The organism is Streptomyces sp. NPDC059142 (genome assembly GCF_042755665.1).
Lineage (GTDB): Bacteria > Actinomycetota > Actinomycetes > Streptomycetales > Streptomycetaceae > Streptomyces.
Genome location: NZ_JBHZDA010000001.1, coordinates 203,964 through 225,772, shown reverse-complemented (window position 1 = coordinate 225,772; position 21,809 = coordinate 203,964). Strand labels below are relative to the sequence as shown.

At 72.0% G+C, this 21,809-nt stretch carries 24 protein-coding genes and 2 pseudogenes; 9 read left to right on the top strand and 17 right to left on the bottom strand.

Annotation, left to right across the window (positions count from 1 at the left end):
* Nucleotides 1–157: 157 nt before the first annotated feature.
* Nucleotides 158–817 carry a response regulator transcription factor gene (locus ACFXPK_RS01065; protein WP_384998096.1) on the bottom strand — a complete coding sequence of 220 codons (660 nt, stop codon included), beginning with the start codon at nucleotides 815–817 and terminating at the stop codon, nucleotides 158–160.
* 89 nt (nucleotides 818–906) lie between these two features.
* Between ACFXPK_RS01065 and ACFXPK_RS01060 the strand changes: the two genes are divergently transcribed.
* From ACFXPK_RS01060 to ACFXPK_RS01045, 4 genes are read left to right on the top strand one after another with little or no spacing between them, the layout of a single operon-like run.
* On the top strand, nucleotides 907–1,416 hold the full coding sequence (locus ACFXPK_RS01060) for a hypothetical protein (protein ID WP_385070200.1): 510 nt from the start codon (nucleotides 907–909) through the stop codon (nucleotides 1,414–1,416).
* The gene (locus ACFXPK_RS01055; protein ID WP_384998090.1) at nucleotides 1,413–2,471 is read left to right on the top strand and encodes a peptidoglycan-binding protein; all 1,059 of its coding nucleotides are present in this window, start codon (nucleotides 1,413–1,415) and stop codon (nucleotides 2,469–2,471) included. The genes ACFXPK_RS01060 and ACFXPK_RS01055 overlap by 4 nt, the downstream gene beginning before the upstream one ends.
* The gene (locus tag ACFXPK_RS01050) at nucleotides 2,468–3,370 is read left to right on the top strand and encodes an ABC transporter ATP-binding protein (protein ID WP_385070197.1); all 903 of its coding nucleotides are present in this window, start codon (nucleotides 2,468–2,470) and stop codon (nucleotides 3,368–3,370) included. The genes ACFXPK_RS01055 and ACFXPK_RS01050 overlap by 4 nt, the downstream gene beginning before the upstream one ends.
* Entirely contained in the window at nucleotides 3,360–4,565 is a 1,206-nt protein-coding gene (locus ACFXPK_RS01045; protein ID WP_385070194.1) for an ABC transporter permease, read from the top strand. The genes ACFXPK_RS01050 and ACFXPK_RS01045 overlap by 11 nt, the downstream gene beginning before the upstream one ends.
* A 118-nt stretch (nucleotides 4,566–4,683) precedes the next feature.
* On the opposite strand, the pseudogene ACFXPK_RS01040 reads toward ACFXPK_RS01045, so the two are convergent.
* Nucleotides 4,684–6,354, bottom strand: a pseudogene (locus tag ACFXPK_RS01040) (ABC-F family ATP-binding cassette domain-containing protein); the annotation flags it as partial.
* Between the two features lie 178 nt (nucleotides 6,355–6,532).
* The gene (locus ACFXPK_RS01035) at nucleotides 6,533–7,777 is read right to left on the bottom strand and encodes a ParB/Srx family N-terminal domain-containing protein (protein ID WP_385070191.1); all 1,245 of its coding nucleotides are present in this window, start codon (nucleotides 7,775–7,777) and stop codon (nucleotides 6,533–6,535) included.
* Nucleotides 7,778–8,045: 268 nt separating this feature from the next.
* Here ACFXPK_RS01035 and ACFXPK_RS01030 point away from each other — a divergent pair, with 268 nt between their 5' ends.
* Complete coding sequence (locus ACFXPK_RS01030) at nucleotides 8,046–8,495, top strand: helix-turn-helix domain-containing protein (protein ID WP_385006302.1); 450 nt, start codon at nucleotides 8,046–8,048, stop codon at nucleotides 8,493–8,495.
* Nucleotides 8,496–8,501: 6 nt separating this feature from the next.
* Here ACFXPK_RS01030 and ACFXPK_RS01025 read toward each other — a convergent pair whose 3' ends face one another.
* The 4 genes from ACFXPK_RS01025 to ACFXPK_RS01010 form a co-directional block, all read right to left on the bottom strand.
* Nucleotides 8,502–9,110, bottom strand: a complete 609-nt coding sequence (locus ACFXPK_RS01025; RefSeq protein ID WP_385070188.1) for a ClpP family protease — start codon at nucleotides 9,108–9,110, stop codon at nucleotides 8,502–8,504.
* A 1-nt stretch (nucleotide 9,111) separates the two neighbouring features.
* Complete coding sequence (locus ACFXPK_RS01020; RefSeq protein ID WP_385070185.1) at nucleotides 9,112–9,771, bottom strand: ATP-dependent Clp protease proteolytic subunit; 660 nt, start codon at nucleotides 9,769–9,771, stop codon at nucleotides 9,112–9,114.
* 132 nt (nucleotides 9,772–9,903) lie between these two features.
* The gene (locus ACFXPK_RS01015) at nucleotides 9,904–10,815 is read right to left on the bottom strand and encodes a phosphorothioated DNA-binding restriction endonuclease (protein ID WP_385070182.1); all 912 of its coding nucleotides are present in this window, start codon (nucleotides 10,813–10,815) and stop codon (nucleotides 9,904–9,906) included.
* Between the two features lie 56 nt (nucleotides 10,816–10,871).
* A complete protein-coding gene (locus ACFXPK_RS01010) occupies nucleotides 10,872–11,204 on the bottom strand; it encodes a hypothetical protein (RefSeq protein WP_385070179.1) in 333 nt (110 codons plus the stop codon).
* A gap of 163 nt (nucleotides 11,205–11,367) precedes the next feature.
* On the opposite strand from ACFXPK_RS01010, the gene ACFXPK_RS01005 reads away from it, so the two are divergent.
* Both ACFXPK_RS01005 and ACFXPK_RS01000 read left to right on the top strand, forming a co-directional pair.
* A complete protein-coding gene (locus ACFXPK_RS01005; RefSeq protein WP_385070176.1) occupies nucleotides 11,368–12,240 on the top strand; it encodes a helix-turn-helix domain-containing protein in 873 nt (290 codons plus the stop codon).
* Between the two features lie 21 nt (nucleotides 12,241–12,261).
* Nucleotides 12,262–12,492, top strand: coding sequence for a DUF397 domain-containing protein (locus tag ACFXPK_RS01000; protein ID WP_385070173.1), 231 nt, complete (start codon nucleotides 12,262–12,264; stop codon nucleotides 12,490–12,492).
* Here the strand turns inward: ACFXPK_RS01000 and ACFXPK_RS00995 are convergent.
* The 7 genes from ACFXPK_RS00995 to ACFXPK_RS00965 all read right to left on the bottom strand — a co-directional run bounded on the left by ACFXPK_RS00995 (nucleotide 12,458) and on the right by ACFXPK_RS00965 (nucleotide 17,410).
* Entirely contained in the window at nucleotides 12,458–12,994 is a 537-nt protein-coding gene (locus tag ACFXPK_RS00995; protein ID WP_385070170.1) for a hypothetical protein, read from the bottom strand. The two genes, ACFXPK_RS01000 and ACFXPK_RS00995, sit on opposite strands and share 35 nt — an antisense overlap.
* 90 nt (nucleotides 12,995–13,084) lie before the next feature.
* On the bottom strand, nucleotides 13,085–13,309 hold the full coding sequence (locus ACFXPK_RS00990; RefSeq protein ID WP_385070167.1) for a DUF397 domain-containing protein: 225 nt from the start codon (nucleotides 13,307–13,309) through the stop codon (nucleotides 13,085–13,087).
* A gap of 143 nt (nucleotides 13,310–13,452) precedes the next feature.
* The gene (locus tag ACFXPK_RS00985; RefSeq protein ID WP_385070164.1) at nucleotides 13,453–14,286 is read right to left on the bottom strand and encodes a helix-turn-helix domain-containing protein; all 834 of its coding nucleotides are present in this window, start codon (nucleotides 14,284–14,286) and stop codon (nucleotides 13,453–13,455) included.
* Nucleotides 14,276–14,797 carry a DUF6879 family protein gene (locus ACFXPK_RS00980; protein WP_385070161.1) on the bottom strand — a complete coding sequence of 174 codons (522 nt, stop codon included), beginning with the start codon at nucleotides 14,795–14,797 and terminating at the stop codon, nucleotides 14,276–14,278. Before ACFXPK_RS00980 ends, ACFXPK_RS00985 begins: the two co-directional genes overlap by 11 nt.
* On the bottom strand, nucleotides 14,781–14,987 hold the full coding sequence (locus tag ACFXPK_RS00975; RefSeq protein WP_385070158.1) for a hypothetical protein: 207 nt from the start codon (nucleotides 14,985–14,987) through the stop codon (nucleotides 14,781–14,783). Before ACFXPK_RS00975 ends, ACFXPK_RS00980 begins: the two co-directional genes overlap by 17 nt.
* Nucleotides 14,988–15,399: 412 nt before the next feature.
* Nucleotides 15,400–16,065 (bottom strand): peptide-methionine (S)-S-oxide reductase MsrA, encoded by a 666-nt coding sequence (gene msrA / locus ACFXPK_RS00970; RefSeq protein ID WP_385007656.1) that lies wholly within the window; start codon nucleotides 16,063–16,065, stop codon nucleotides 15,400–15,402.
* Between the two features lie 241 nt (nucleotides 16,066–16,306).
* On the bottom strand, nucleotides 16,307–17,410 hold the full coding sequence (locus tag ACFXPK_RS00965; RefSeq protein ID WP_385007654.1) for a hypothetical protein: 1,104 nt from the start codon (nucleotides 17,408–17,410) through the stop codon (nucleotides 16,307–16,309).
* 90 nt (nucleotides 17,411–17,500) lie between these two features.
* Here ACFXPK_RS00965 and ACFXPK_RS00960 point away from each other — a divergent pair, with 90 nt between their 5' ends.
* Nucleotides 17,501–18,661 (top strand): cystathionine gamma-synthase, encoded by a 1,161-nt coding sequence (locus tag ACFXPK_RS00960; RefSeq protein ID WP_385007652.1) that lies wholly within the window; start codon nucleotides 17,501–17,503, stop codon nucleotides 18,659–18,661.
* Nucleotides 18,662–18,688: 27 nt separating this feature from the next.
* Here the strand turns inward: ACFXPK_RS00960 and ACFXPK_RS00955 are convergent, their stop codons facing one another.
* From ACFXPK_RS00955 to ACFXPK_RS00945, 3 genes and pseudogenes are all read right to left on the bottom strand, one after another.
* Nucleotides 18,689–18,940 carry a hypothetical protein gene (locus ACFXPK_RS00955; RefSeq protein ID WP_385070154.1) on the bottom strand — a complete coding sequence of 84 codons (252 nt, stop codon included), beginning with the start codon at nucleotides 18,938–18,940 and terminating at the stop codon, nucleotides 18,689–18,691.
* Nucleotides 18,937–19,455, bottom strand: coding sequence for a sigma factor-like helix-turn-helix DNA-binding protein (locus ACFXPK_RS00950; protein WP_385070151.1), 519 nt, complete (start codon nucleotides 19,453–19,455; stop codon nucleotides 18,937–18,939). The genes ACFXPK_RS00955 and ACFXPK_RS00950 overlap by 4 nt, the downstream gene beginning before the upstream one ends.
* Before the next feature lie 199 nt (nucleotides 19,456–19,654).
* Nucleotides 19,655–20,179: pseudogene (locus ACFXPK_RS00945) on the bottom strand (MarR family winged helix-turn-helix transcriptional regulator); the annotation flags it as partial.
* Nucleotides 20,180–20,435: 256 nt separating this feature from the next.
* On the opposite strand from ACFXPK_RS00945, the gene ilvA reads away from it, so the two are divergent.
* Complete coding sequence (gene ilvA, locus ACFXPK_RS00940) at nucleotides 20,436–21,668, top strand: threonine ammonia-lyase (RefSeq protein WP_385004286.1); 1,233 nt, start codon at nucleotides 20,436–20,438, stop codon at nucleotides 21,666–21,668.
* The last annotated feature ends 141 nt before the right edge of the window (nucleotides 21,669–21,809 follow it).

Genomic DNA, 21,809 nt, shown 5'->3' with positions numbered 1-21,809 from the left:
GCCCCCCCGCCCCCGCCCGGCCGCCCCCCCGCGGGGCGCGGGGGGGGGGGGGGGGGGGGGGGGCGGGGGGGGGGGGGGGGGCCGCGAGGCTCTGCGGCGGCACACCGGCCGGTCGTGCCGGTCGTGTCGGTCGTGCCGGTAGTGCCGGTCGTGCCGCTCATGACGCGATCCGGTAGCCCTCGCCCGGCACCGTCTCCACCACCGTCGGCTCCCCCAGCTTGGCGCGCAGCTTGCTCAGCGTCACCCGGACCGCGTTCGTCCGGTAACTGGTGTGTTCCTCCCACACCTGCTCGATCAGGTCGTCGCTGCTGACCACCGCCCCCTCGGCCCGCAGCAGCGCCTCCAGCACGGCGAACTCCTTCCGCGACAGGGGGAGGTGCCAGCCGTCGCGGCTGGCCTGGCGGCGCGCCGTGTCCAGGACGATCCCCGCCCGTTCCAGTACGGGCGGCAGCGCGGGCCGGGCGCGCCGGCCCAGCGCCAGGACCCGGGCGAGGAGTTCGTCGTACGCGAACGGCTTGGCCAGATAGTCGTCGGCGCCCAGGCCCAGACCGTCGACCCGGTCCCGTACGGTTCCGGCGGCCGTCAGCATCAGGATCCGCGTCATCAGCCGCTGCTCGACCACCCGGCGGCACACCTCGTCCCCGTGCACCTCCGGCAGATCGCGGTCGAGGACGAGCACGTCGTACTCCCCGAACCGCAGCTTGCGCAGCGCCTCCCGTCCGTCGGCCGCGACATCCACGGCGAGCGCGTCACGGCGCAGCCCCTCGGCGATCATCTCGGCGAGGAACGCCTCGTCCTCCACCAGCAGTACGCGCATGACCCCTGTCTATCCGAAGGGGGGATTTCGTCGGCGTAAACACCTGTGCGAAGAGAAGCGAAACGCGCCCGCGCCGCACGCTCGTGGCCATGACGAACCGACAGCGACACCTCAGGATCATGGCGGCCACCGCGGCGGCCGCCTTCTCCCTCCTCCTCACCGCCGGCTGCTCCGGCGAGCAGGCGGACGGCGGCGGGAACGGCAAGGAGAAGTCGACGGTGAGCGAGGAGGGCAACAAGGCGGACCAGGCCCTGGAACACCGCAAGTGCCTGCGCGAGCAGGGTCTGGACGTGCCCGAGCCCAAGTCGGGCGAGAACGCCGAGGGGCTCGCCATCGGCGGGGACGGCATGTCCCAGGAGAAGATGGAGAAGGCCCTCAAGGCGTGCGCGGGCAAGGGCGGCGCGGGCGGCTTGCAGGAGATGACGCAGGCCGAGAAGGACAAGCTGCTCGCGTTCGCGCGGTGCATGCGCGAGAACGGGTACGACATGCCCGACCCGGAGTTCGACGGCGGCGTGACCGGGGCCCGGCCGGTCCCCCAGGGGGCGGAGAAGGAGAAGTTCGACAAGGCCAACAAGGCCTGCGAGAGCGTGTCGTCGTGACGCGGCGCGGGCTCGCCCTCGCCGTCGCGGCGATCGTCGTGGTCGCGGGCGGTGTCACCGGGGTCACCACCCTGACCGGCTCGGAGGAACAGCGGGCCGCGGCGGATCCCCGGCTGCCCCGGGCGACGGAGACCGTCACCCGGGGCGACCTCAGCGATTCCACCCAGCAGGAGGGCACCCTCGGCCACCTCGGCGAGCGGAAGATCAACGCGGGCCCGGCGGGCACGCTCACCTGGAGCGCGGCCGGCGGCTCGGTCGTCGAGCGGGACGGGCGGCTGTACGAGGTCGACGGCGCGGCCGTCCGGCTCATGTACGGCGCCGAGCCCATGTACCGGACCCTCAAGCCCGGCGACAAGGGCAGGGACGTCCGCCAGATCGAGGAGAACCTCGCGGCCCTCGGCTACACCGGCTTCACCGTCGACGACGAGTACAGCACGTACACGGCCGCCGCCGTCTCCCGCTGGCAGAAGGCCCACGGCCTTGAGCGGACCGGCACGATTGGCCCCGACCAGGTCGCCTTCGCGGGCAGCGCCGTACGCGTCAAGGAGGCGGGCGCGGCGCCGGGCGACCGGGTGGCGCCCGGCGGGCCGGTCCTCACGGTCACCGGCTCGGAACGGGTCGTACGCTTCCGGATCCCCGTCGCCGACGAGGCGCTCGCCAGGGCCGGAACGCGGGTCACGGTGCGGTTCCCCGACGGGAAGGAGGCGGCCGGGAAGGTGTCCTCGGTGGGGACGACCGCCTCGGCCGGGGACGACCCGCAGGACAAGACCCCCAAGATCGACATCACGGTCGCCTTCGACGACCCGAAGAAGGTGAGCGGCCTCGACGAGTCGCCCGTCACCGTCAGCCTCACGGGGGAGACCCGGAAGAACGTCCTCTCCGTCCCCGTCAACGCCCTGCTCGCGCTGGCGGGAGGCGGCTTCGGCGTCCAGGTGGTCGAGAACGGCGCGGCGCGCGAGGTGAAGGTCGAACTGGGCATGTTCGGCCAGGGACGCGTCGAGGTCAGCGGCTCCGGGCTGCGCGAGGGCACGAAGGTCGGGGTGCCGTCCGCATGAGCATCGCGTACGAGACGAACGACAAGCACGGTGAGCACAGTTCGCACGGTGTGCGTGAGGCGGGCGGTGCGCATGAGGCGAGCAGCGCGCATGAGGCGAGCGGTGCGCGGACGGCGGGGACCGGGCGCACGGCCGGTACGGTCGTCAGGCTCCGAGGCGTCACCAAGGAGTACGCGGGCGGCGTCCGCGCGCTCGACGGGGTCGATCTCACCGTCGCCGAGGGCGAGTTGCTGGGGATCGTCGGGCCGTCCGGTTCCGGGAAGTCCACCCTGCTGCACATCGTGGGCACCCTCGACCGGCCGAGCGCGGGGACGGTCGAGATCGCGGGCCACGACGTGGCCTCGCTGACCGACCGACGGCTCTCCGCGCTGCGCTCGCGGCACATCGGGTTCGTCTTCCAGTCGTTCCATCTGGTGCCGGGCGTCACCGCGTTGGAGAACGTGGCGGAGGGGCTGCTGTACTCCGGCCTGCCCCGGGCGCGGCGGCGGGCGATGGCCGCGGAGGCGCTGGCGCGGGTCGGGCTCGCCGACCGGATGAAGCACCGCCCGCACGAACTGTCCGGCGGGCAGAAGCAGCGCGTCGCCATCGCCCGCGCCGTCGTCGGCACCCCGGACCTGCTGCTGGCCGACGAACCGACCGGGGCGCTCGACTCGGCGTCCGGCGAGGCGGTGATGGGGCTGCTGCACGACCTTCACACGGAGGGCGCCACCATCGCGGTGATCACGCACGACACGGAGATCGCGGAGAGCCTGCCCCGCCGGGTCAGGATCCGGGACGGACGGGTGGTGTCGGACGTTCAGCCCGTCCCGGCAGTCCAGCCCGTCCCGGAAGTCCAGCCGGTCCCGGACGTTGAGCCTGTCTCGGACGTCAGGCGGGAGGCGCGGTCCGATGGCGGGTAGGCGTACGCGGCTGAGGGCGGCGCGGCTCGGGCCGCGGGACGTCCTCCACGTCGGCTCCGCGGGACTGCGCAGCCGGCCGGTGCGGGTCGTGCTCTCCGCGCTCGGCATCGCCATCGGGATCGCCACCATGATCGCGGTGGTCGGCATCTCCGCGTCCAGCCAGGCCCAACTGCTGCGCCAGCTCGACGCGCTCGGCACGAACATGCTGGTGGCCAAGGCGAGCGAAGGCATCTTCAGCGGAGAGGAGGTCAAACTCCCCAAGGACGCTCCCCGCATGGTCGGCCGGATCGACGGGGTCGAGGAGGTCGGGGCGACCGGCGATCTGCCGGCCACGGTACGGCGCTCGGAGAAGATCCCCGAGGCGGAGACCGGCGGGATCGGTGTCAGAGCGGCGACCGAGGACCTGCTGAAGGTCCTGCGGGGCCGGATGGCGGCGGGAACCTGGCTGAACGACGCCAACGGCCGCTATCCGGCCGTGGTCCTCGGCGGCGTGGCCGCGGAACGGCTCGGCATCAACCGGCCGGGCCAGCAGGTGTGGATCGACGACCGGTACTTCACCGTCCTCGGCATCCTCGACCCGCTGCCGCTCGCCCCCGACATCGAGCGCTCCGCGCTGGTCGGTTGGGAGGGGGCCGGGCGGACGCTGGGCTTCGACGGTCATCCCACGGCGGTGTACGAGCGGTCCACGGACGCGTCCGTGGGGACCGTCCAGAAGCTGCTGGCGCGGACGATCGATCCGCGGAACCCCCAGAACGTGGCGGTCGGTGACCCGTCGTCGGTGCTCAAGGCGAAGGCCGCGACGGAGGGGGCGTTCTCCACGCTCCTGCTGGGGCTGGGCGGCATCGCCCTTCTGGTGGGCGGGGTCGGCGTAGCCAACACCATGATCATCTCGGTGCTGGAGCGGCGGCACGAGATCGGCCTGCGGCGCTCGCTGGGCGCCACCCGGGGGCAGATCAGGATCCAGTTCGTCACGGAGTCGCTGATGCTCTCGGGCCTCGGCGGGCTGGCGGGTGTGGCGCTGGGCGGCGTGGCGACCGCGGTGTACGCGTACACGGGCGGGCTGCCGTGGGTGGTCCCGCTGTGGGCGGTGGGCGGCGGCTTCGCCGCGACGCTGCTGATCGGCACGGTGGCGGGCCTGTACCCGGCGGTCCGCGCCTCCCTCCTGTCGCCGACGCTGGCCCTTCAGACGGCGTGAGGCAGGAATGGTGACCGGTACGGGCCCGATGACACCGGACCCGTGACACCGGTTCGGTGGCGCCGGGCCCGTGACACCGGCTCGGTGGCGCCGGCCGTTGTGCACCCGTGCCGGCGACCACCCGTCCCGCGCGCAGCTCCAGCCGCGCCCCCTCGAACCCGTCGCGGAAGCGCCGGTCGTGCGAGACCACCACGACCGCGCCCGGATAGGCCCGCAGCGCCTCCTCCAACTCCTCGACCAGGCTGAGCGCAATGTGGTTCGTCGGCTCGTCCAGGACGATCAGATCGGCGGGGCGTGCGGTCAGCGTGGCCAGTTCCAGCCTGCGGCGCTGCCCGACCGAGAGCGCGGCCACCGGCACCGCCAGGTCCTCCCGCCGGAACAGCCCCAGGGCGAGCAGTTCGTCCGCGTACTCCTCGGGCGGCCCCGGCCGCCCCGCCGCGTACGCGTGCAGAAGAGGCCGCCGGGACGGTACGGCGGGCAGCTCCTGCGGGAGGTGGCCGATCCGCGCGGCGCCGCCGGGCGGGCCCGTGACCGTACCGCTGTCCGGGCGCAGATCGCCCGCCAGCAGCCGGAGCAGCGTGGTCTTCCCCGCGCCGTTCGGGCCGGTGACGAGGAGCCGGTCGCCCGCCCGTACCCGCAGCTCCGCCACCCGGAGCCGGTCACCGACGGCCACCCCGGCCAGCCGGGCCACCGTCTCCCGCTCCGGCGTCCGGGAGGCAGCCGTACCCCCGGGCGCCGGGCCGTCCCCCGCGCCGTCCCCGGCCGATACGGTGCGCAGCGTCGCCGTGAACCGCAGCGGCTCCGGCGGCGCCGGGACCGGGGCGCGGCGCAGCCGCCCGAGCCGTTCGCGCGCCGCCCTGACCTGCCCGGACAGCTTCGTCTCGTGCGAGCGGCGGTGCTTGCCGAACCCCTCGCCCGGGTCCCGGCCCGTGGACGCGAGGCGCCGGCCGGCCGCCTCGACCAGTTCCTCGGTGCGGGCGACGTCGGCCAGCCACTCCAGATGGTCCTGTTCCCCGCGGCGCCGGGCCGCGGCCTTCGCCGTCCGGTAGCCGGCCCAGCCGTCGCCGTACCGGCTCACCGTCCGGGTGTCCCGGTCGACCTCCAGGATCGTCGTCGCGATCCGCTCCAGGAACGCCCGGTCGTGGGTGACGGCGAGCACCGTCCCCCGGTGCGCCCGGAGTTGGTCCTCCAGCCAGGTGGTGGCCTGGAGGTCGAGATGGTTGGTCGGCTCGTCGAGCAGCAGCAGTTCGGGCGCCGAGGCCAGGACGCAGGCCAGCGCCAGCCGCGACCGCTCCCCGCCGGAGAGCGAGCCGAGCCGCCGGTGCCTGGGCAGGTTCCGGGGCCCGAGGGCGCCGAGCGCGGCGTCGACACGGGCGTCGGCCCGGTAGCCGTCGCGTTCCTCGTACGCCGTCAACAGGTCGCCGTAGGCGGCCAGTTCGGCCTCGCCGGCCGAGCCGAGGGACGCCTCGGCCGCCGCGATCCGGCGCTCCAGTTCGCGGAGGTCGGCGAGGGCCGCGTCGACCGCGTCCTGGACGGTGCGCGCGGGGTCCAGATCGAGTGTCTGGGCGAGATGGCCGACACCGCCGGGGAACACGACGGTGATCTCACCGCTGTCGGGCTGCTCGGCCCCGGCGAGCAGCCGCAGGAGCGTCGACTTGCCGGAGCCGTTCTCGCCGATGACACCGGCCTTCTCGCCGGGGCGTACGGTCAGCGAGACCTGGTCGAGAACCGACCGGTCGCCGTACGCCTTGGACATGTCCTTGATCGCCAATTGGGCGCGTTCGCGCATGCTTCTTCCTGGAATGTCATGCCCGTCCCCCCGGGGCGCTGCTCGGCAGCGGCACGGCTCGGCGAGGGGGGCCGGACGGGACTGATGTCGGACCTGCGGTGCGGCAGGTACGGATCACAGGAAGAAGTAGTGCGTGAACATGGCGTCCAGGTTAGCCGTGACGCGGGGCGCGCCCCAGTTATTTCTTGTGGTCGTGCTTACCCGGCTTTCCCGACTTCCCCGGCTTACCGGGCTTTCCCGGCTTGGCGGGCTTGACCGGCAGATGCGCGCGGTAGTCCAGCGCGTACGCCAGCTTGCCGGGCTTCTTGTCGGTGATCGGCGTGCTCAGCTTCCCGAACTCACCGCCGGTCGGCTTCTTGCCGTCGTTCCACTCGGCCATCCGCCCCAGCTCGTCGGCGGTACGGCCGTCGGCGATCACCGTGTCGCCGGGCGTGTCCGACATGGCCCCGGAAGCGGTACGGACCGCGGAGAGGTACGAGGCGGGCGAGGTCAGGTCGTACGAGCCGAGGTCGACCCGCTCGCGCAGCCAGGTGCCCCACAGGAACTCCAGGTACTCGGTGGCGTCGTCGGGCGCCTGGTAGCCGATGTCCCGCGTGAAGTAGACGAGGCTGCGGTAGCGGTCGTCGTGGAAGCGGGACAGGCCGAGCCGCTGCGGAAGCTGGTCCGTGGTGATGGGGCGGTCGTTCTCGTCGCGCAGCCAGACCCACTTCCTGTCCTGCATCGTCCGCCAGAACGCGGCGGTCCCCAGATCGCTCAGATTGGCGGTGACGCGCAGCCGGATGGGCGTCTTCGGGCCGCCGTCGGCGGTCTCCAGGAACGAGGTCAGGGTGTGGTGCCCGTCGGTCAGGTACAGCTCACCGCCGGGTCCGACGACGACCGTCTTCATCGCGGCGCGCGTCTCGTCCGTCTCCTGGCCGACCGGGACGGTGCAGGTGAAGCTCGACGGCCTGGCGAGGGTGGCACCGGCCGGGACCGTGGCCGCCTCCTCCTGCCCGTTGGTCTCGCACCAGTCGTCGAAGCGCTTGTTGACGTCGCCGTTCTGCTCGTCCTTGGTGCTGCTGTAGCGGCCGAGCTTGTAGTAGATCTGGTCGAAGCCGACCGACGGCTGGGTGGGGCGGAGCTGGTCCAGCGTCACGCCGAGAAGGTCACCGGCCCGCGCGCACACGGCCTTCGCCGCCGCGCCCTTCGCGGCGTGCTTCTTGACGCACTGGGCGGCGCCGGGCGCCTTCCCGGCGGGGGAGCCGGCGGGCGCGGCGACCGCGGGCGCCCCGCCCGCGACCGCGCCGCCCAGCGCCAGCGCGGCGGCCACCCCGGCCGCCAGGGAACGGGCCCGCCTCCGCCGCACCGGTCGCGGCGGTCGGGCGGAGGTGCGCCACGCGGGCGTACGGTCCGGGGCGGGTCCGGGGCCGGGTGTGCCGGTCATACGGGTCTCCACAGGTCGAGGGCGGGGCGGGTCGGCGGGGGGCGCGGACATCCACTCACCTCTCCCCGCCCCGGCCGGTGGCATCCGTACGACGGTGGGGTGTCCGCCGGGTGAACGTCAACGGCGAGGACCGGCCGGTGCGTACGCGACGAGGCGGACGGGGAGTGCCGAGCGGGCCGTGGCCGCCCCTCCCCGCCCGTTTCGCGTTTCGCCGGGGGCGCAACCCCGACCCCCTGACGGCCGGGCCCGACGCCCCTACGCTGGGACGGTGACCAGCCACACGCCGGACCGTGCCCGCGTCGTACCCCTGCGCCCGCGTACGACGGAATCCGCCCCAGCGGAATCCGCCCCCGCGCGCGGGAAGCAGCCCAGGGAACCCCTCTGGCGACACCTCGTCGGGGACGTCCTGCGCCGCGAGCGCCAGGCGCAGGAGCGCACGCTCAAGGACGTGGCCGAGGCCGCCAGGATCTCCATGCCGTACCTCTCCGAGCTGGAGCGCGGCCGCAAGGAGGCGTCCTCCGAGGTGCTGGCCGCTGCCGCCGGGGCCCTCGGGCTCGGGCTGGCCGATCTGCTCGCGCGCTCCCACGGCGAACTCGTCCGTCTGGACCGGGCCCGCCGGGAGCGCCCTTCCGGCGGTCCGGGCGACGGTACGGTCACGGCGCTGGCGGGGCGGAGTGTACGGGGAACCCGCCCCGGCGACGTACGCCTCGCGGCCTGACCGGGGTCAGCGAGCCGGGACCTCCCGCCGGCTCAGCACCTCGTCGGCCAGTCCGTACGCCACCGCCTCGTGCGGTGTGAAGACCCGGTCGCGGTCCATGTCCGCGCGCAGGGTCTTCACGTCGTGCCCGGTGTGCCGGGACAGGATCTCCTCGACCTCCGAGCGGACCCGTACCATCTCCTTGGCCTGGAGGCTGAGGTCGGAGACCGTCCCCTGGTGGCCGCCGCTCGCGGGCTGCCCGAGCAGCACCCGGGCGTGTTCGAGGACATGGCGCCGCCCCGGGTCCCCGCCCGCCAGCAGTACGGCGGCGGTCGAGGCCGCCTGGCCGACGCAGAACGTCGAGATCGGCGAGGCGATGAAGGTCATCGTGTCGTAGATGGCCATCAGCGAAGTGAACGATCCTCCCGGCGAGTTGAGATAGACCGAGATCTCGGTCCCCGGGTGCGCGGACTCCAGATGGAGCAGTTGGGCGATGACGACGTTGGCGACACCGTCGTCGATCTCCGTGCCGAGGAAGACGATCCGCTCCGACAGGAGACGGCTGTAGATGTCGTACGCGCGCTCGCCGCCCTGCGGTGTGCGCTCGATGACCGTCGGAATCGTGTACTGGCCCATGTCAGAGTCCGATCCGTCGCTGCGCGGCGGCCGGCCGTACGTCGTCCAGCGACGAGACGACCCGGTCGACCATGCCGTACTCCTTGGCCTGTTCGGCCGTGAACCACCGGTCGCGGTCGCCGTCCCGGGAGATCGTCTCCGTCGACCGACCGGTGTGCTCGGCGGTGATCCGCTCGATGGTCCGCTTCATGAACTCCAGGTTCTCGGCCTGGATCGCGATGTCGGCGGTGGTGCCGCCGATACCCGCAGAGGGCTGGTGCATCATGATCCGCGCGTTCGGCAGGGCGGCGCGCTTGCCCTTCGCGCCGACCGCGAGCAGGAACTGCCCCATGCTGGCGGCGAATCCGATGGCGAGGGTGGCGACATCGTTCGGGATGAGCTGCATCGTGTCGTAGATCGCCATACCGGCGGTGACCGAGCCGCCGGGGCTGTTGATGTACAGCCCGATGTCGCCGCGCGGATCCTCCGCCGACAGGAGCAGCAACTGCGCGCAGACCCGGTTCGCGGAGACATCGGTGACCTCGGTGCCGAGCACGACGATCCGCTGGGTCAGCAGCCGCGCGGCGAGATGGTCGTCGAACGGCGTGGCCGCCGTGCCCGAGCCCGGCTCGGAGGCGTACGGGCTCGGTGGGAAATCCAGGGCGGTGACCAACGGGGACATGGGCCCTCCTCGGGGAGGCGCGGCGCCGGTCGCCGCGCGTTCCTCCCCACCCTTGCCCGGCCACCGCCCCGGCGACGGGTCGCTCGGCCGGCAGCAGATCAGCCAACAGCAGAGCGCCGGCCCATCCGCCGCTCAGACGGGCTCGGGCGTCCGCGCTTCCCCGCGGAAGACCTGCGCCGTATGCCAGCCGACGTGTTCGGCGGCCACGCCGGCGCTGCCGCTCTGCGGGCCGAGGAGGGCCCGTCCGCTCAGATCGAGTACGTGACTGCGCGCGGCGGCCCCGCGTCCCACGAACTCCCGCGACACGGTGATGCGTTGCCGGGCGTCCAGCCCCAACACCCCCCGGTCGAACAGCTTGTGGTGCAGCGAACACAGGCACAGCGCGTTGGACAGCTCGTCCGGCCCCCGGAACGCCCACCACCGCACATGCGCCGCCTCCAGCCCGACCGGCACCCCGCCGAGCGAACCGTCGAACCCGCAGAAGGCGCACCGGTACTCGTAGGCGACGAGCACCTGTCTGCGCAGCTCGACACCGCGCCGCCGCTCCTCCCGTACGGCCTCGGGCGCGGGCACCGGCCGTACGGCGGCGTCCAGCTCCAGATCGAGCCCGACATCGGCGGCGAGGTCGGCGTGGAGCGAGGGCGGGAAGTGCGTGTCCAGCAGCAGATGGACGAGCCGTCCGAGCAGCCCCGGGTCCGCGGCGAGCTCGGCCCGCAACTCCGGTACGAGCCGCCCCTCCGCCCCGCTCGCCCGCAGCGCCCGCACCCCGGTACCCGGACTCGCGCCCCCGGCGTCGGTCCGCACCGCCCACACACCGTCGCTGGTGAGATGGTGGAACGGGTACGCGGGCGAGGTCGGGTTGGTGGGCCCGTAGTTCCGCAGCAGCTCACGCAGGTCCCGCTCGATGTCGGAGTAGCGCAACCCCCGCTCGGGCCCCTGCCGGAACCGCCCCAGCGCGTACAGCATCAACAGCGGCTTGTGCGGCGCGCGCACCCCGTTGCCGGTCCACTGCCGCAGGCTCCCCACCCGCTCCATCCAGTCCATGACACGCGACTGTAGGCACCGCCGGCCCGGCGCGACGCACCCGGCCCCCACCGGCCTCAGGCAGCCCCGGGCACCCAGACCACCCGCGCACTGATGTCCACCCCGTGCTCGAACCTCCCCACGGCCCGATCCAGCGAGGCCACGCTCATCCGGGTACCGCCGCAGACACTCACGATCTCGGCATGCCCGTCGAACGCCATCCCCCAGGCGGCAACCCGCGCGTCCGCCTCTTCCGGGCCGCCGTCCCCGGGCTCGTACGACTGGACGACGGCGAAGAGCCGGGGCGCGGTGTCGGCGACCAACTCCTCGGTGAGGGCGATGAATTCGGCGCGGGTGAGGGGCGGGGTGCTGGTGGTGGGAGAGGCGGGTCCTGCTGCTTCGGCTGACATCATGTCCTCCTACTGAGCGTGATTGCTACGACGCTATGCGTGGCGATATCCTCGACTCCGGTCGCGACCGCATTCAAGTGGACAGTCCATTTTTCACGCGGACGGGTAACGGCGATGCGCCTGGAGCGGCGGACGAGTACCGGAGGGACCCATGGGACGGAACATGGAGATCGGAACGTCGGTGGCACGACGCTGGCAGCTCGCGGCGTCGCTGAAGGCGCTACGCGAGGGCGCCGACCTGACCCAGGAGGGAGCGATCGAACGGCTTCAGGCGCTGCCAGGGCGCTGGTCGCGGTCGAAGCTGTCCCGGATCGAGAACCGGGAGCACAACATCAAGCCGCGCGAGGTGGAGCAGTTGCTCGATGTGTACGAGGTCACCGACACACAACTCCGCGAGGCACTGGTGGCGCTGGCCGTAGGCTCGTCGGAGCGTGGCTGGTGGATCGGCTTCACCGACGCGCTGCCCCGGGACATCCAGCCGCTGTTGAGCATCGAGGACAGCCTCGTCGAGCTGCGGAGCTTCCAGCCCCAACTGGTGAACGGGATCCTGCAGACCGCCGAGTACGCCCGCGCCGTCATGCTTGCGGCTGCCCCCGGAGAATGCTCCCCGGAGGAGTTGGAACGCAAGGTCGCCGCCCGCATGATCCGTCAGCACGTACTCCAGAGGCAACCGGCCCCGAAGGCGCACTTCATCTACGACGAGGCCGTGCTGGACCATGTGATCGGAGACGAGGAAGTGATGCGGGGCCAGTTGCGCAAGCTGCTGAGTCTCGCCGAGAGCCCGAACTTCTCGATCCAGGTCCTGCGGCGTGACGTGGGTGGGAGCCCTGGACTGGAGGGGCCGTTCTCGATCCTGACGCTGCCGGCGCCCATGCCCGACATCGGCTACACGGAGGGCCCGGCGGGCATGTTCTACATCGAAGACCGCGAACATGTACGAGCGTGGACGCTGCGGTTCGGCATCCTCACCGAACTGGCCCTCTCACGGGCGGAGTCCAGAGACATGATCGCCGAAGCAGCGAAGCTGTACGCGTAACCCGACGAAGAGAGCTGTCACATGACACGGATGGACCCGGTGCGGCAGGCGCACTGGCGCAAGAGCAGTTACTCGGGCGGCGGCGGCGACACCGGCGGCGACTGCGTCGAAACCACCCTCCTCCCCGGCGGCCGCATCGCGTTCCGCGACAGCAAGCGCCCGGACGCGGCCGTACTGGCCTTCGGGCACGAGGAGGCGGCGTCCTGGCTCCGCCACGTCAAGGCGGCGGAGCCTCGCGGTCTCGCGGACTGAACCGGACGGGGCGGAGGTCCTCCCGAGTGGGGCAGGGAAGGCCGGGGCTGCTGCGGTTGGGGGAGCACGTCACCAGGGCGAGCGACAGGTAGGCGGGGCGGTCGAGATAGAACCCGAGGGCCACGTCGCCACCCCACGCCATCCTTTCCGTGGCTGAGTAGGTGAGTCCGTCCAGGTACGTGGAGTCGCGTCGCGTGCTCGAATCGAAGCGGGGGGCGTACGAGGCGAGCTGCTCCCTGAGCCAGGCCGCCCCCTCCTTCGGCTCGTGCCACGTTCCCCGGATCAACGTCGCCGGCTTCATGAGCCACAACGCGGTCTCCAGGGGCGCCAGGTCGGACGTGGGGAACTCTGCGGCAGCCTCCCGGTATCGGTCGGCGAGCCGCTGTGCAGCTGTGTCGCCCGCCGTTGCTGCTGGAGGGGGATCGGGGTGCGGTGGCCGTCGTAGTCCTTCCCGGTCGAAGTCGTGCTTCGGGCCGGTCCAGAGGTAACCGTGATGGTGCAACTGTCGCCCCGTTCAGCGCGGTAGCGGGCGAGAGGCGGCCGGCCTGCTCATACGGAGAGAAGTCGTGGCCGACCGCCGGCCAGGTGTTCTTCAGGCCTGGAGCCCGAACCGTGAGACGTCGATACCGGCCGCACGCAGCTCGGCCGTGGTGAACCTCAGTGGTTCCGCGTCGGGGTTCTTGCTGTCTGCCAGGGCCCACGCGTCCACGTCGATCCTGGCGAGTGTCACGCACCCCTCGGAGCACGGGCCGCCACACGCCTTGGTGAACATGGCCGCGCCGATGTCGATCGCGTACAGGTCGGTGACATTCGACATAATGGATTCCTTTCATGCGGAGTTCGGGAGAATCCGGTAACCACCGTCAGTGCCCGGTCGGACGGAGCTGATCGATGGGCATGAAAGAATCGTCGGACTCGGGTGTGGAATCCTTCAAGGTTATTTCTGCTGTCGGGTAAACATCAGGAGCGGAACCGGTCGGCCCATTCGTGCAACTGTTCCCTCGCCTGTTCCCCGTGCAGGGCGTAGCCGTCGTAAACCGAGAACTCATGCAGGTAGGCCGAGACGTTTCGATGATCCCTGAAGATCATTGCTCCGGTCGATGTCTCCACTGTTGCTATCCGGGCATCGTAGACCGTGAAGGTGTTCAATGGGCAGGTTGGCATTTGCCTGCCCAGTGGGATGACCCCGATCCGTACATGGGCCAGGAGGCTGAGAGAGACGAGTCTCTCGATCTGCGTGGCCATCGCGGGATCCGGCAGGTAGGGCCATCTGACGGCCTGCTCGGTCAGAATGAAGGTGAAGCGTTTGGATGATTCGTGAAGAACTGCCTGTCGCTCCAGCTTTTTCGCGATGGCCTTCTCTTGATCTCCGGGGATGCCGGAAAGGCTGGCACGCACGTACTCCGGTGTCGCGAGCAGGCCTGTCACCATGGACAGCAGGAAATACCGAAACTCCGTGGAGGACTGTTCGAACCGGGCCAGCTCGTTCTGTTTTTTCTCCAGGCCCGTGCGGCGCTGCGACCAGACGTCCTGCCACTCGGTGTTGGCGACGCGAGTGAGGGCCAACACGCGGGTGGCGAGGTCGGGTGGAGCATCCAGAGCCCTGAGTATCAGCTCGACGTCGACCAGCGTCGGCGTCAGCTTTGCCCCCTCGATGTTGCTGATCTTCGTCTGTGACGCGTTGCAACGCTTGGCGAGCCAGACCTGTGTACGTCCGGCTCGCTTGCGCAGGGTCTTCAGTGTCTCGGCCAGATCGGTTCGCGACCGGCCCAGCTCCTCGGGGTCAAACGTCAAGGCCCTTCACATACTCCTCGAAGGGTACTGATTCGGTCAGCGCTATGCGCTGGTAGTCCACGTAGGGTGTTGCGTCACCCTCGTGGACTTTCCGGCTGATCTGTGTGCCGTCCGGTTCATAGTTCATGAGGACGACCTCCGTGCGGTCGAACATCCAGAAATCCTGGCAGTCGGCCAGCGGGTTGACCCGGTCCGTCACGTCCATGATGCGGATGTCCTCGCCTGCCCGTGCGTGAGGACGGTAATACATGAACTCGTAACGCAGGTAGGTGGAGAGGGGGCGCGTGACAATGTGTACCCGCCCTTTGGTCTTGCCTTCCCGGCGTACCCGCTTCAGGTCCTCGGTGTACTCGTTCGAGTAGGTGTGAGGATCGATACGTTCGCCGGCCAGGAACGACCGGATCTCTTCCGCCTCTTGTGGGACGTTGTACGCCGGCAGGGTTTCCAGGCGCCACGCTTCCGTTCGGAAATTGCGAAACCTGGCCTGCCATGCCTCACCATCCAAGAGCACGGACTGCCTCCCTGAGAATCTCCTCGGGGATCTCCACGAGAGCCTCACCGTTCGGCGGGGTGAAGGCGTTCGATAAATTCCCTTGAACAATGAAGGATCCGCGAGGGCTCCGGTAGATGTTCGGACAATCGTTCTGGCTGCATTCGCCGTTGCCGTTGCCGGTGAGTCGGATCAATGCCTCGCGTGCCATGGGAAACCCCCTGTGCGCGGCCCCTGTTGGGCTCGTTCCTCAGAACGGTACGAGGGGTTCCGGGAGGGCGTCCATCCAGCGAGGCGAATATTTGCGTTGTCGCATAAACCGGGCGCACGTCGTGAACGCCAGTCAGGACCTTGCGGGGTTGTGTCCCCTAGCGCGCGCTGGGCGCTTCCGACGCCTGCGCTCGCGAGTCCGGGACACCGCACGACGCGGTGCCCCGGACTCGGGAGATGATTTTGATCAGTGAGCTTCTTCAGCGTCCTCACTCTGGAGCGCCAACGCTGAAGAAGCTCAGTCTTGGGAAAAGCAGTCGGCCGTATCCCCGGTCGCACACCTGATGAGCGAGGCATGTACACGGGTCGGGCACGTGGCCCGGGACCGCGGCGCCGAAGGGCCCGTGCCGCGGTCACTCGCCCGCCGGCGCCACCCCGATCGGGCAGGAGACGCCCGTCCCGCCCAGGCCGCAGTAGCCCGCCGGGTTCTTGTCCAGGTACTGCTGGTGCTCGGCCTCCGCCGGGTAGAAGGGGCGGCCTTCGGACGGGAGGATCTCCGTGGTGATCGTGGAGTAGCCGTTGCCCGTCAGGACCTGCTGGTACGAGGCGCGGGACGCGTCCGCCTCCGCCGCCTGGGCGGGGGAGTGGGGGTAGATCGCCGAGCGGTACTGCGTGCCCACGTCGTTGCCCTGGCGGAAGCCCTGGGTCGGGTTGTGGGACTCCCAGAAGACCTTCAGCAGCTCCGCGTACGAGACGGTCTTCGGGTCGAAGACGACGCGGACCGCTTCCGTGTGGCCCGTCAGGCCCGAGCAGACCTCGTCGTACGTCGGGTTCGGGGTGAAGCCGCCCTGGTAGCCGACCAGGGTGGTCCAGACGCCGTCCGTCTGCCAGAACTTGCGCTCGGCGCCCCAGAAGCAGCCCAGGCCGAAGTCCGCGACCTCCAGGCCCTCCGGGTACGGGCCCTCCAGGGGGTTGCCGAGGACCGTGTGGCGTGCGGGCACCGCGAACGTGGGCTCCGGGCGGCCGCGCAGGGCCTGCTCGGCGGTGGGCAGCTCGGGGGTGCGGCGGGACAGGAACATGGTCGGCTCTCCTCGGCTGTGGGGACTGTCCGTAACAACGCGTGGATCACCTGGCGCATTCCGGCCCGCGCTGAGCGCCGGACCGGCTCACCCGGCCTCGCGGACCGCCTTCTCGCGCGCCGCCGTGTACGCCACCCTCGCGTCCCCGTAGCAGCGCCACGGAGCCGCCTCCACATAGGCGTCCACCAGCCGGAACTGCTCCAGCGCGGCAGGGCAGTCAGGCCGTCAGCCCGCCAGGACGTCAGCGCGGCAGTGTCGCCGGGCTGCCGCCGTTCGCCTCGTAGCCCGCCACCGCCAGCGCCCGGTACACCGTGTACTGCGCCGCCGGGTCCCCGTCGTGCGTCCACGGGAGGGCGCCCACGTGGCCGTCCACCTGGACGAGCTGGTTCATCGCCTCCGCCCAGCGCTCGCACCGTACGAGGAAGAGGATCAGCAGATGCCGTACGTGCGAGAGCATCGGGTCGTCCTGGCGCGCCGCGTGGACCGCGAAGAGCGCGCCCTCGACCGCCTTCCTCACCACCGCGCTCTCGTAGAAGCCGCGCACCAGGTTGACCTCGGGAAGGTGCTCGTACACCGCGAAGAGCGGCAGCGCCGCCAGCAGCGAGCCCTGCGGGGCGCGGGCCGCCGCCGCCGTCGCGAACTCGTCGGCCTCGTCGCGCGAGCCGTGCCACTTCTCGCACGCGTAGTGCAGCGCCGCCAGATGCGCCCCCATGTGCGCGGGAGCGCGGTCGATCACCTTCGCCCAGAGCAGGTCGAACTCCTCACGCGGGTAGCCCAGCCCGCGCGCCACCGCCAGCTCCACGATGTACGGGACCGGGTCGCCCGGGGCCAGCAGCGCCGCCTGGCCGCAGACCGTGCGCGCCTCCTCCAGGATGATCCGGAAGTCGTCCGTCCCCGCGGCCGACGACCGCCACGCCTGCTGCACCAGGAACTCCGCGTGCACCGCCGCCCCGCCCGCGTCCTTCGGCGACTCCGACCGCCACGCGCGCAGCCACGCGCCGCCGACGCCGGGCCGCTGCTGAAGCTCCAGCGAGGCCGCGCCCGCGAACGCCTGCACCCGCTGCCAGCGCACCTCGCCGCCCTTGTCCGTCCCGGCGAGGAGCTGCGCGGCGGCGCGCCAGTCCTGGGTGGCCTGGACGACGTCGAGGACGTCGAGGAGGTCCTGGTCGGGGCCCGGCATCCGGATGTCCAGCTCCTCCTGGCGTACGAAGCCGTACGCGGCCGGGTCGGCGGCGTCCGGTGAACCGGGCGCGACCTGGCGGATACCGCCGCCGCGGCGCCGTACGTACGGGGCGATGACCGCGGCCAGCAGGCCCATCGCGAGCAGGACCCAGAGAATCTCCATGCGTCCATTGTCCCGGACGCCGTCCGGTACGGAATCACCCGTGGCCGTATACGGAACGGGCGCGCGCCGCGCGGCGCTACCCTCGGGCCCATGAGCCACGAGCACTCCAACGACCAGCATCGTTTCGAGACCCTCGCCATCCACGCGGGGAACACCGCCGACCCCCTCACCGGGGCGGTCGTACCGCCGATCTACCAGGTGTCCACGTACAAGCAGGACGGGGTGGGCGGCCTGCGCGGCGGTTACGAGTACAGCCGCAGCGCCAACCCCACCCGTACCGCCCTGGAGGAGAACCTCACGGCCCTGGAGGGCGGCCTGCGCGGGCTCGCCTTCGCCTCCGGGCTCGCCGCCGAGGACTGCCTGCTCCGTACGCTGCTGGCCCCCGGCGACCATGTCGTCATCCCCGACGACGCCTACGGCGGCACCTTCCGGCTCTTCGCGAAGGTCGTCTCCCGCTGGGGCGTGGACTTCTCGGTCGCGGACACCTCCGACCCGGCGGCCGTGCAGGCCGCGCTCACCCCCCGCACCAAGGTGATCTGGGTCGAGACCCCCTCCAACCCGCTCCTCAACATCACCGACATCGCGGCCCTCGCGGCCGTCGCGCGCACGTCACGGGCGCGGCTCGTCGTCGACAACACCTTCGCCAGCCCGTACCTCCAGCAGCCGCTCGCGCTCGGCGCGGACGTCGTCGTCCACTCGACGACCAAGTACATGGGCGGCCACTCGGACGTCGTCGGCGGCGCGCTGATCGTCGAGGACGAGGCGCTGGGCGACGCGTTGGCGTACCACCAGAACGCGATGGGCGCCGTCGCCGGGCCGTTCGACGCCTGGCTGGTGCTGCGCGGCATCAAGACGCTCGCCGTCCGCATGGACCGGCACTGCGAGAACGCCGAGCGCATCGCGGAGATGCTCGCCGGCCACCCGCGCGTCTCCCAGGTCCTCTACCCGGGGCTGCCCGACCACCCCGGCCACGAGACCGCCGCCAAGCAGATGAAGGCGTTCGGCGGGATGATCTCGTTCCGGGTCGCGGACGGCGAGGAGGCGGCGGTCGGCGTCTGCGACCGCGCGAGGCTCTTCACGCTCGGGGAGTCCCTGGGCGGCGTCGAGTCCCTGATCGAGCACCCGGGCCGGATGACGCACGCCTCGGCCGCGGGCTCGCCGCTGGAGGTCCCCGCCGACCTCGTCCGCCTCTCCGTGGGCATCGAGTCGGGCGACGACCTGCTCGCGGATCTCCGGCAGGCCCTCGGATAGAGCCCCTGACGGCCCCGGCCGGCGCGCTCACCACCCCTCCAGCGGAGGTGTGGTGGTCGTGGGCGGCGGCACCCACGGGTGGACGTCCCACGCCCACACGGTGAAGACGACCACCGCCGCCACCAGCACCGCCCAGACCACCCGGCGCGCGACCCGGCGCCTGCGCAGCATCCGTTCGCCGCGCCGGGCCGCACGCGGGACGAGATCGGCGGGCACGGCCGGACGCGGCAGGCCCAGCAGCCGCCGTATCTCCGCCTCCTTGCGGTTCGTCCCGCTCATGGGCGGGCCTCCCGGGGCGGGAGACCGGCGGCGGACCCGTCGCGCGCGGCCGTCCGCCGCAGGGTCGTCATCGCCCGCGCGCACAGGGCGCGGGCCCGGTCCTCCGGGAGGCCGAGAAGGGACGCGGTCTGCTCCTCGGTGAGGCCCTCGTACAGCCGCAGTACGAGGACCAGCCGCTCCCGCGCGCCGAGCCCGCGCAGCAGCCCGCCCTCCTCCGGGGCGCTCCCGGAGGCGGCGCGCGGGACCGTCCTGCGGACGCGCCACGCCTCGTCGGCGAAGCGCAGGGCCAGCTCCCGGCGGGTGTGGTCGTACGGGTCCGCGTCGTGCAGACGGTCCCACTCCGCGTACGTACGGGCCAGCGCGGCGACCAGCAGACGCTGCGCGCGCGGCGTCGCGGTGGGCGGCTCGGCCGTCAGCAGCGCGGCGGTGTGCAGCAGCCGGCCGGCCGCGCCCGCGGCGTAGACCTCGAACTCCCGGGCGCGGCGGCGATCCGTGGCCGCCCGCAGCTCTCGCACGACCTCATATCAGACCGGCGGGACCGCCCGGGTCAAGAGGGCATCAGGAGCCGGTGTCCCCGCCCGCCCCGGGCTCCGCCTCGTCCGTGGCCCGCTCCGTGGCGGGCGCCTGGTCAGGGGCCGGGTTCGTGGCCCGCTCCGCGGTCCGCTCCGCGGCGGGTGCCTGGTCCGGGGCGGGCTCCGCGTCCGTGCCCGGCTGCTCGCCGGCCGGCAGCCGGGCCGCCCGGGACGCGAAGGCGCCGTTGAGGCGGGTGAGGAGCGTGGTGAAGGAGTCCCGCTCGTCCTCGGTCCAGTCCGCCGTGACCTGGGCCATCAGCGCGCGCCGCGAGGAGCGCACCTCGTCGAGCTTGGCCAGCCCGCGCGCCGAGAGCTGGAGGACGACCGCACGGCCGTCCTCCGGGTGCGAGGTGCGCTTGACCAGACCGGTGTCGACCAGGGGCGCGACCTGCCGGGTGACGGTCGAGGAGTCGATGCCCATCCCGGCGGCCAGCGCCTTGACGCCCATCGGACCTTCCTGGTCCAGCCGGTTGAGCAGCAGATACGCGGCGCGGTCCATCGAGTTGCGGACCTGGCCGACACCGCCGAGCCGGGTCTGTTCGGCCCGCCGGGCGAAGACGGCCACCTGGTGCTGGAGAGCATCGAGGAGGGCGGCGTCGTCCGATGGATCGACGGTCCGCTCCCGGGAAGCCGACGCAGCGGAAGTCATGTCCTGAATGGGGGGCATGGCTGGAGGCTCTTTCGTACGGGGGTCGTGTGGTGGTGGACAGAGTACGCGGCCGGGCTCCGCACCGTACCGGCCCTGTGGAAACCGGGTGGAGAAGAAGTGCGCGGGGCGTGCGCGGGTGTACCGCTCACCCCTGCCGTCGCCTCATGTCCCCCCTCCCACGCCCCGCCTCCCCCGTCCACACGCCCGGCAGGGCCGGTCCCGGGGCCCGCGGCCGTACGCGGCACCGCCCCGTGTGAGCTGCGAGACTTGCCGCATGAGCTTCGGTACGTCCCGCCCCTCCCACCACTCCCTGATGCTCGACGACATCCGTGGGGCCCAGAAGATGCTCTCCGGAGTCGCGCGGACGACCGCCATGGAAGGCAGCAGACACCTCACCGCGCTGGTCGGCGCCCCGGTCCTGCTCAAATGCGAGAACCTCCAGCGCACCGGCTCCTTCAAACTGCGCGGCGCCTACGTACGGATCGCCGGACTCTCCCCGGAGGAGCGCGCGGCCGGCGTCGTCGCGGCCAGCGCCGGGAACCACGCCCAGGGTGTCGCCCTCGCCTCGACCCTGCTCGGTGTCCGCTCCACGGTCTTCATGCCGGTCGGCGCGCCCCTGCCCAAGGTGGCGGCGACCCGCGACTACGGCGCCGAGGTCCGGCTGCACGGTCAGGTCGTCGACGAGACCCTGGCCGCCGCCGAGGAGTACGCGCGCGACACCGGCGCGGTCTTCATCCACCCCTTCGACCACCCGGACATCATCGCCGGACAGGGCACGGTCGGGCTGGAGATCCTGGAGCAGTGCCCCGAGGTGCGGACCATCGTCGTCGGGATCGGCGGCGGCGGGCTCGCGGCGGGCATCGCCGTCGCCGTGAAGGCGCTGCGCCCCGACGTCCGGCTGGTCGGCGTACAGGCGGCCGGGGCCGCTGCGTACCCGCCCTCGCTGCGCGCGGGCCGGCCGGTGACCGTGGAGTCGCCCCACACGATGGCCGACGGGATCAAGGTGGGGCGGCCGGGCGACATCCCCTTCCGTATCGTCGAGGAACTGGTCGACGAGGTGCGTACGGTCTCCGAGGACGAGCTGTCCAGCGCCCTGCTGCTCTGTCTGGAACGCGCCAAGCTCGTGGTCGAACCGGCGGGCGCGAGCCCCGTGGCCGCGCTGCTCGGCGACCCGGAGGCGTTCCGCGGCCCGGTCGTCGCGGTGCTGTCGGGCGGCAATGTGGACCCGGTGCTGATGCAGCGCATCCTGCGCCACGGCATGGCGGCGGCGGGCCGCTATCTGAGCCTGCGGCTGCGGGTCACGGACCGCCCCGGCGCGCTCGCCACCATGCTCGGCGTGCTGTCGGTGGCCGACGCCAACGTCCTGGACGTGAGCCATGTACGGACCGATCCCCGGCTCGGGCTGACGGAGGCGGACGTCGAGGTGCACCTGGAGACGAAGGGGCCCGCGCACTGCACGGAGGTCGCGGCGGCGCTGCGCGAGGCCGGGTACACGATCCTCGGCTGAGCACGCGTCGTACCGCTGCGGAGACGAGGTGCGGGGAGGAAAGCGGAAAGGGCCGGTCCGCCCGACGGGATGCCGGGGGACCAGCCCTTTCGGACAGGCGTTCAGGCCCGTGCGGGCACGGGCGGAGGAGCGGGCGCCGGC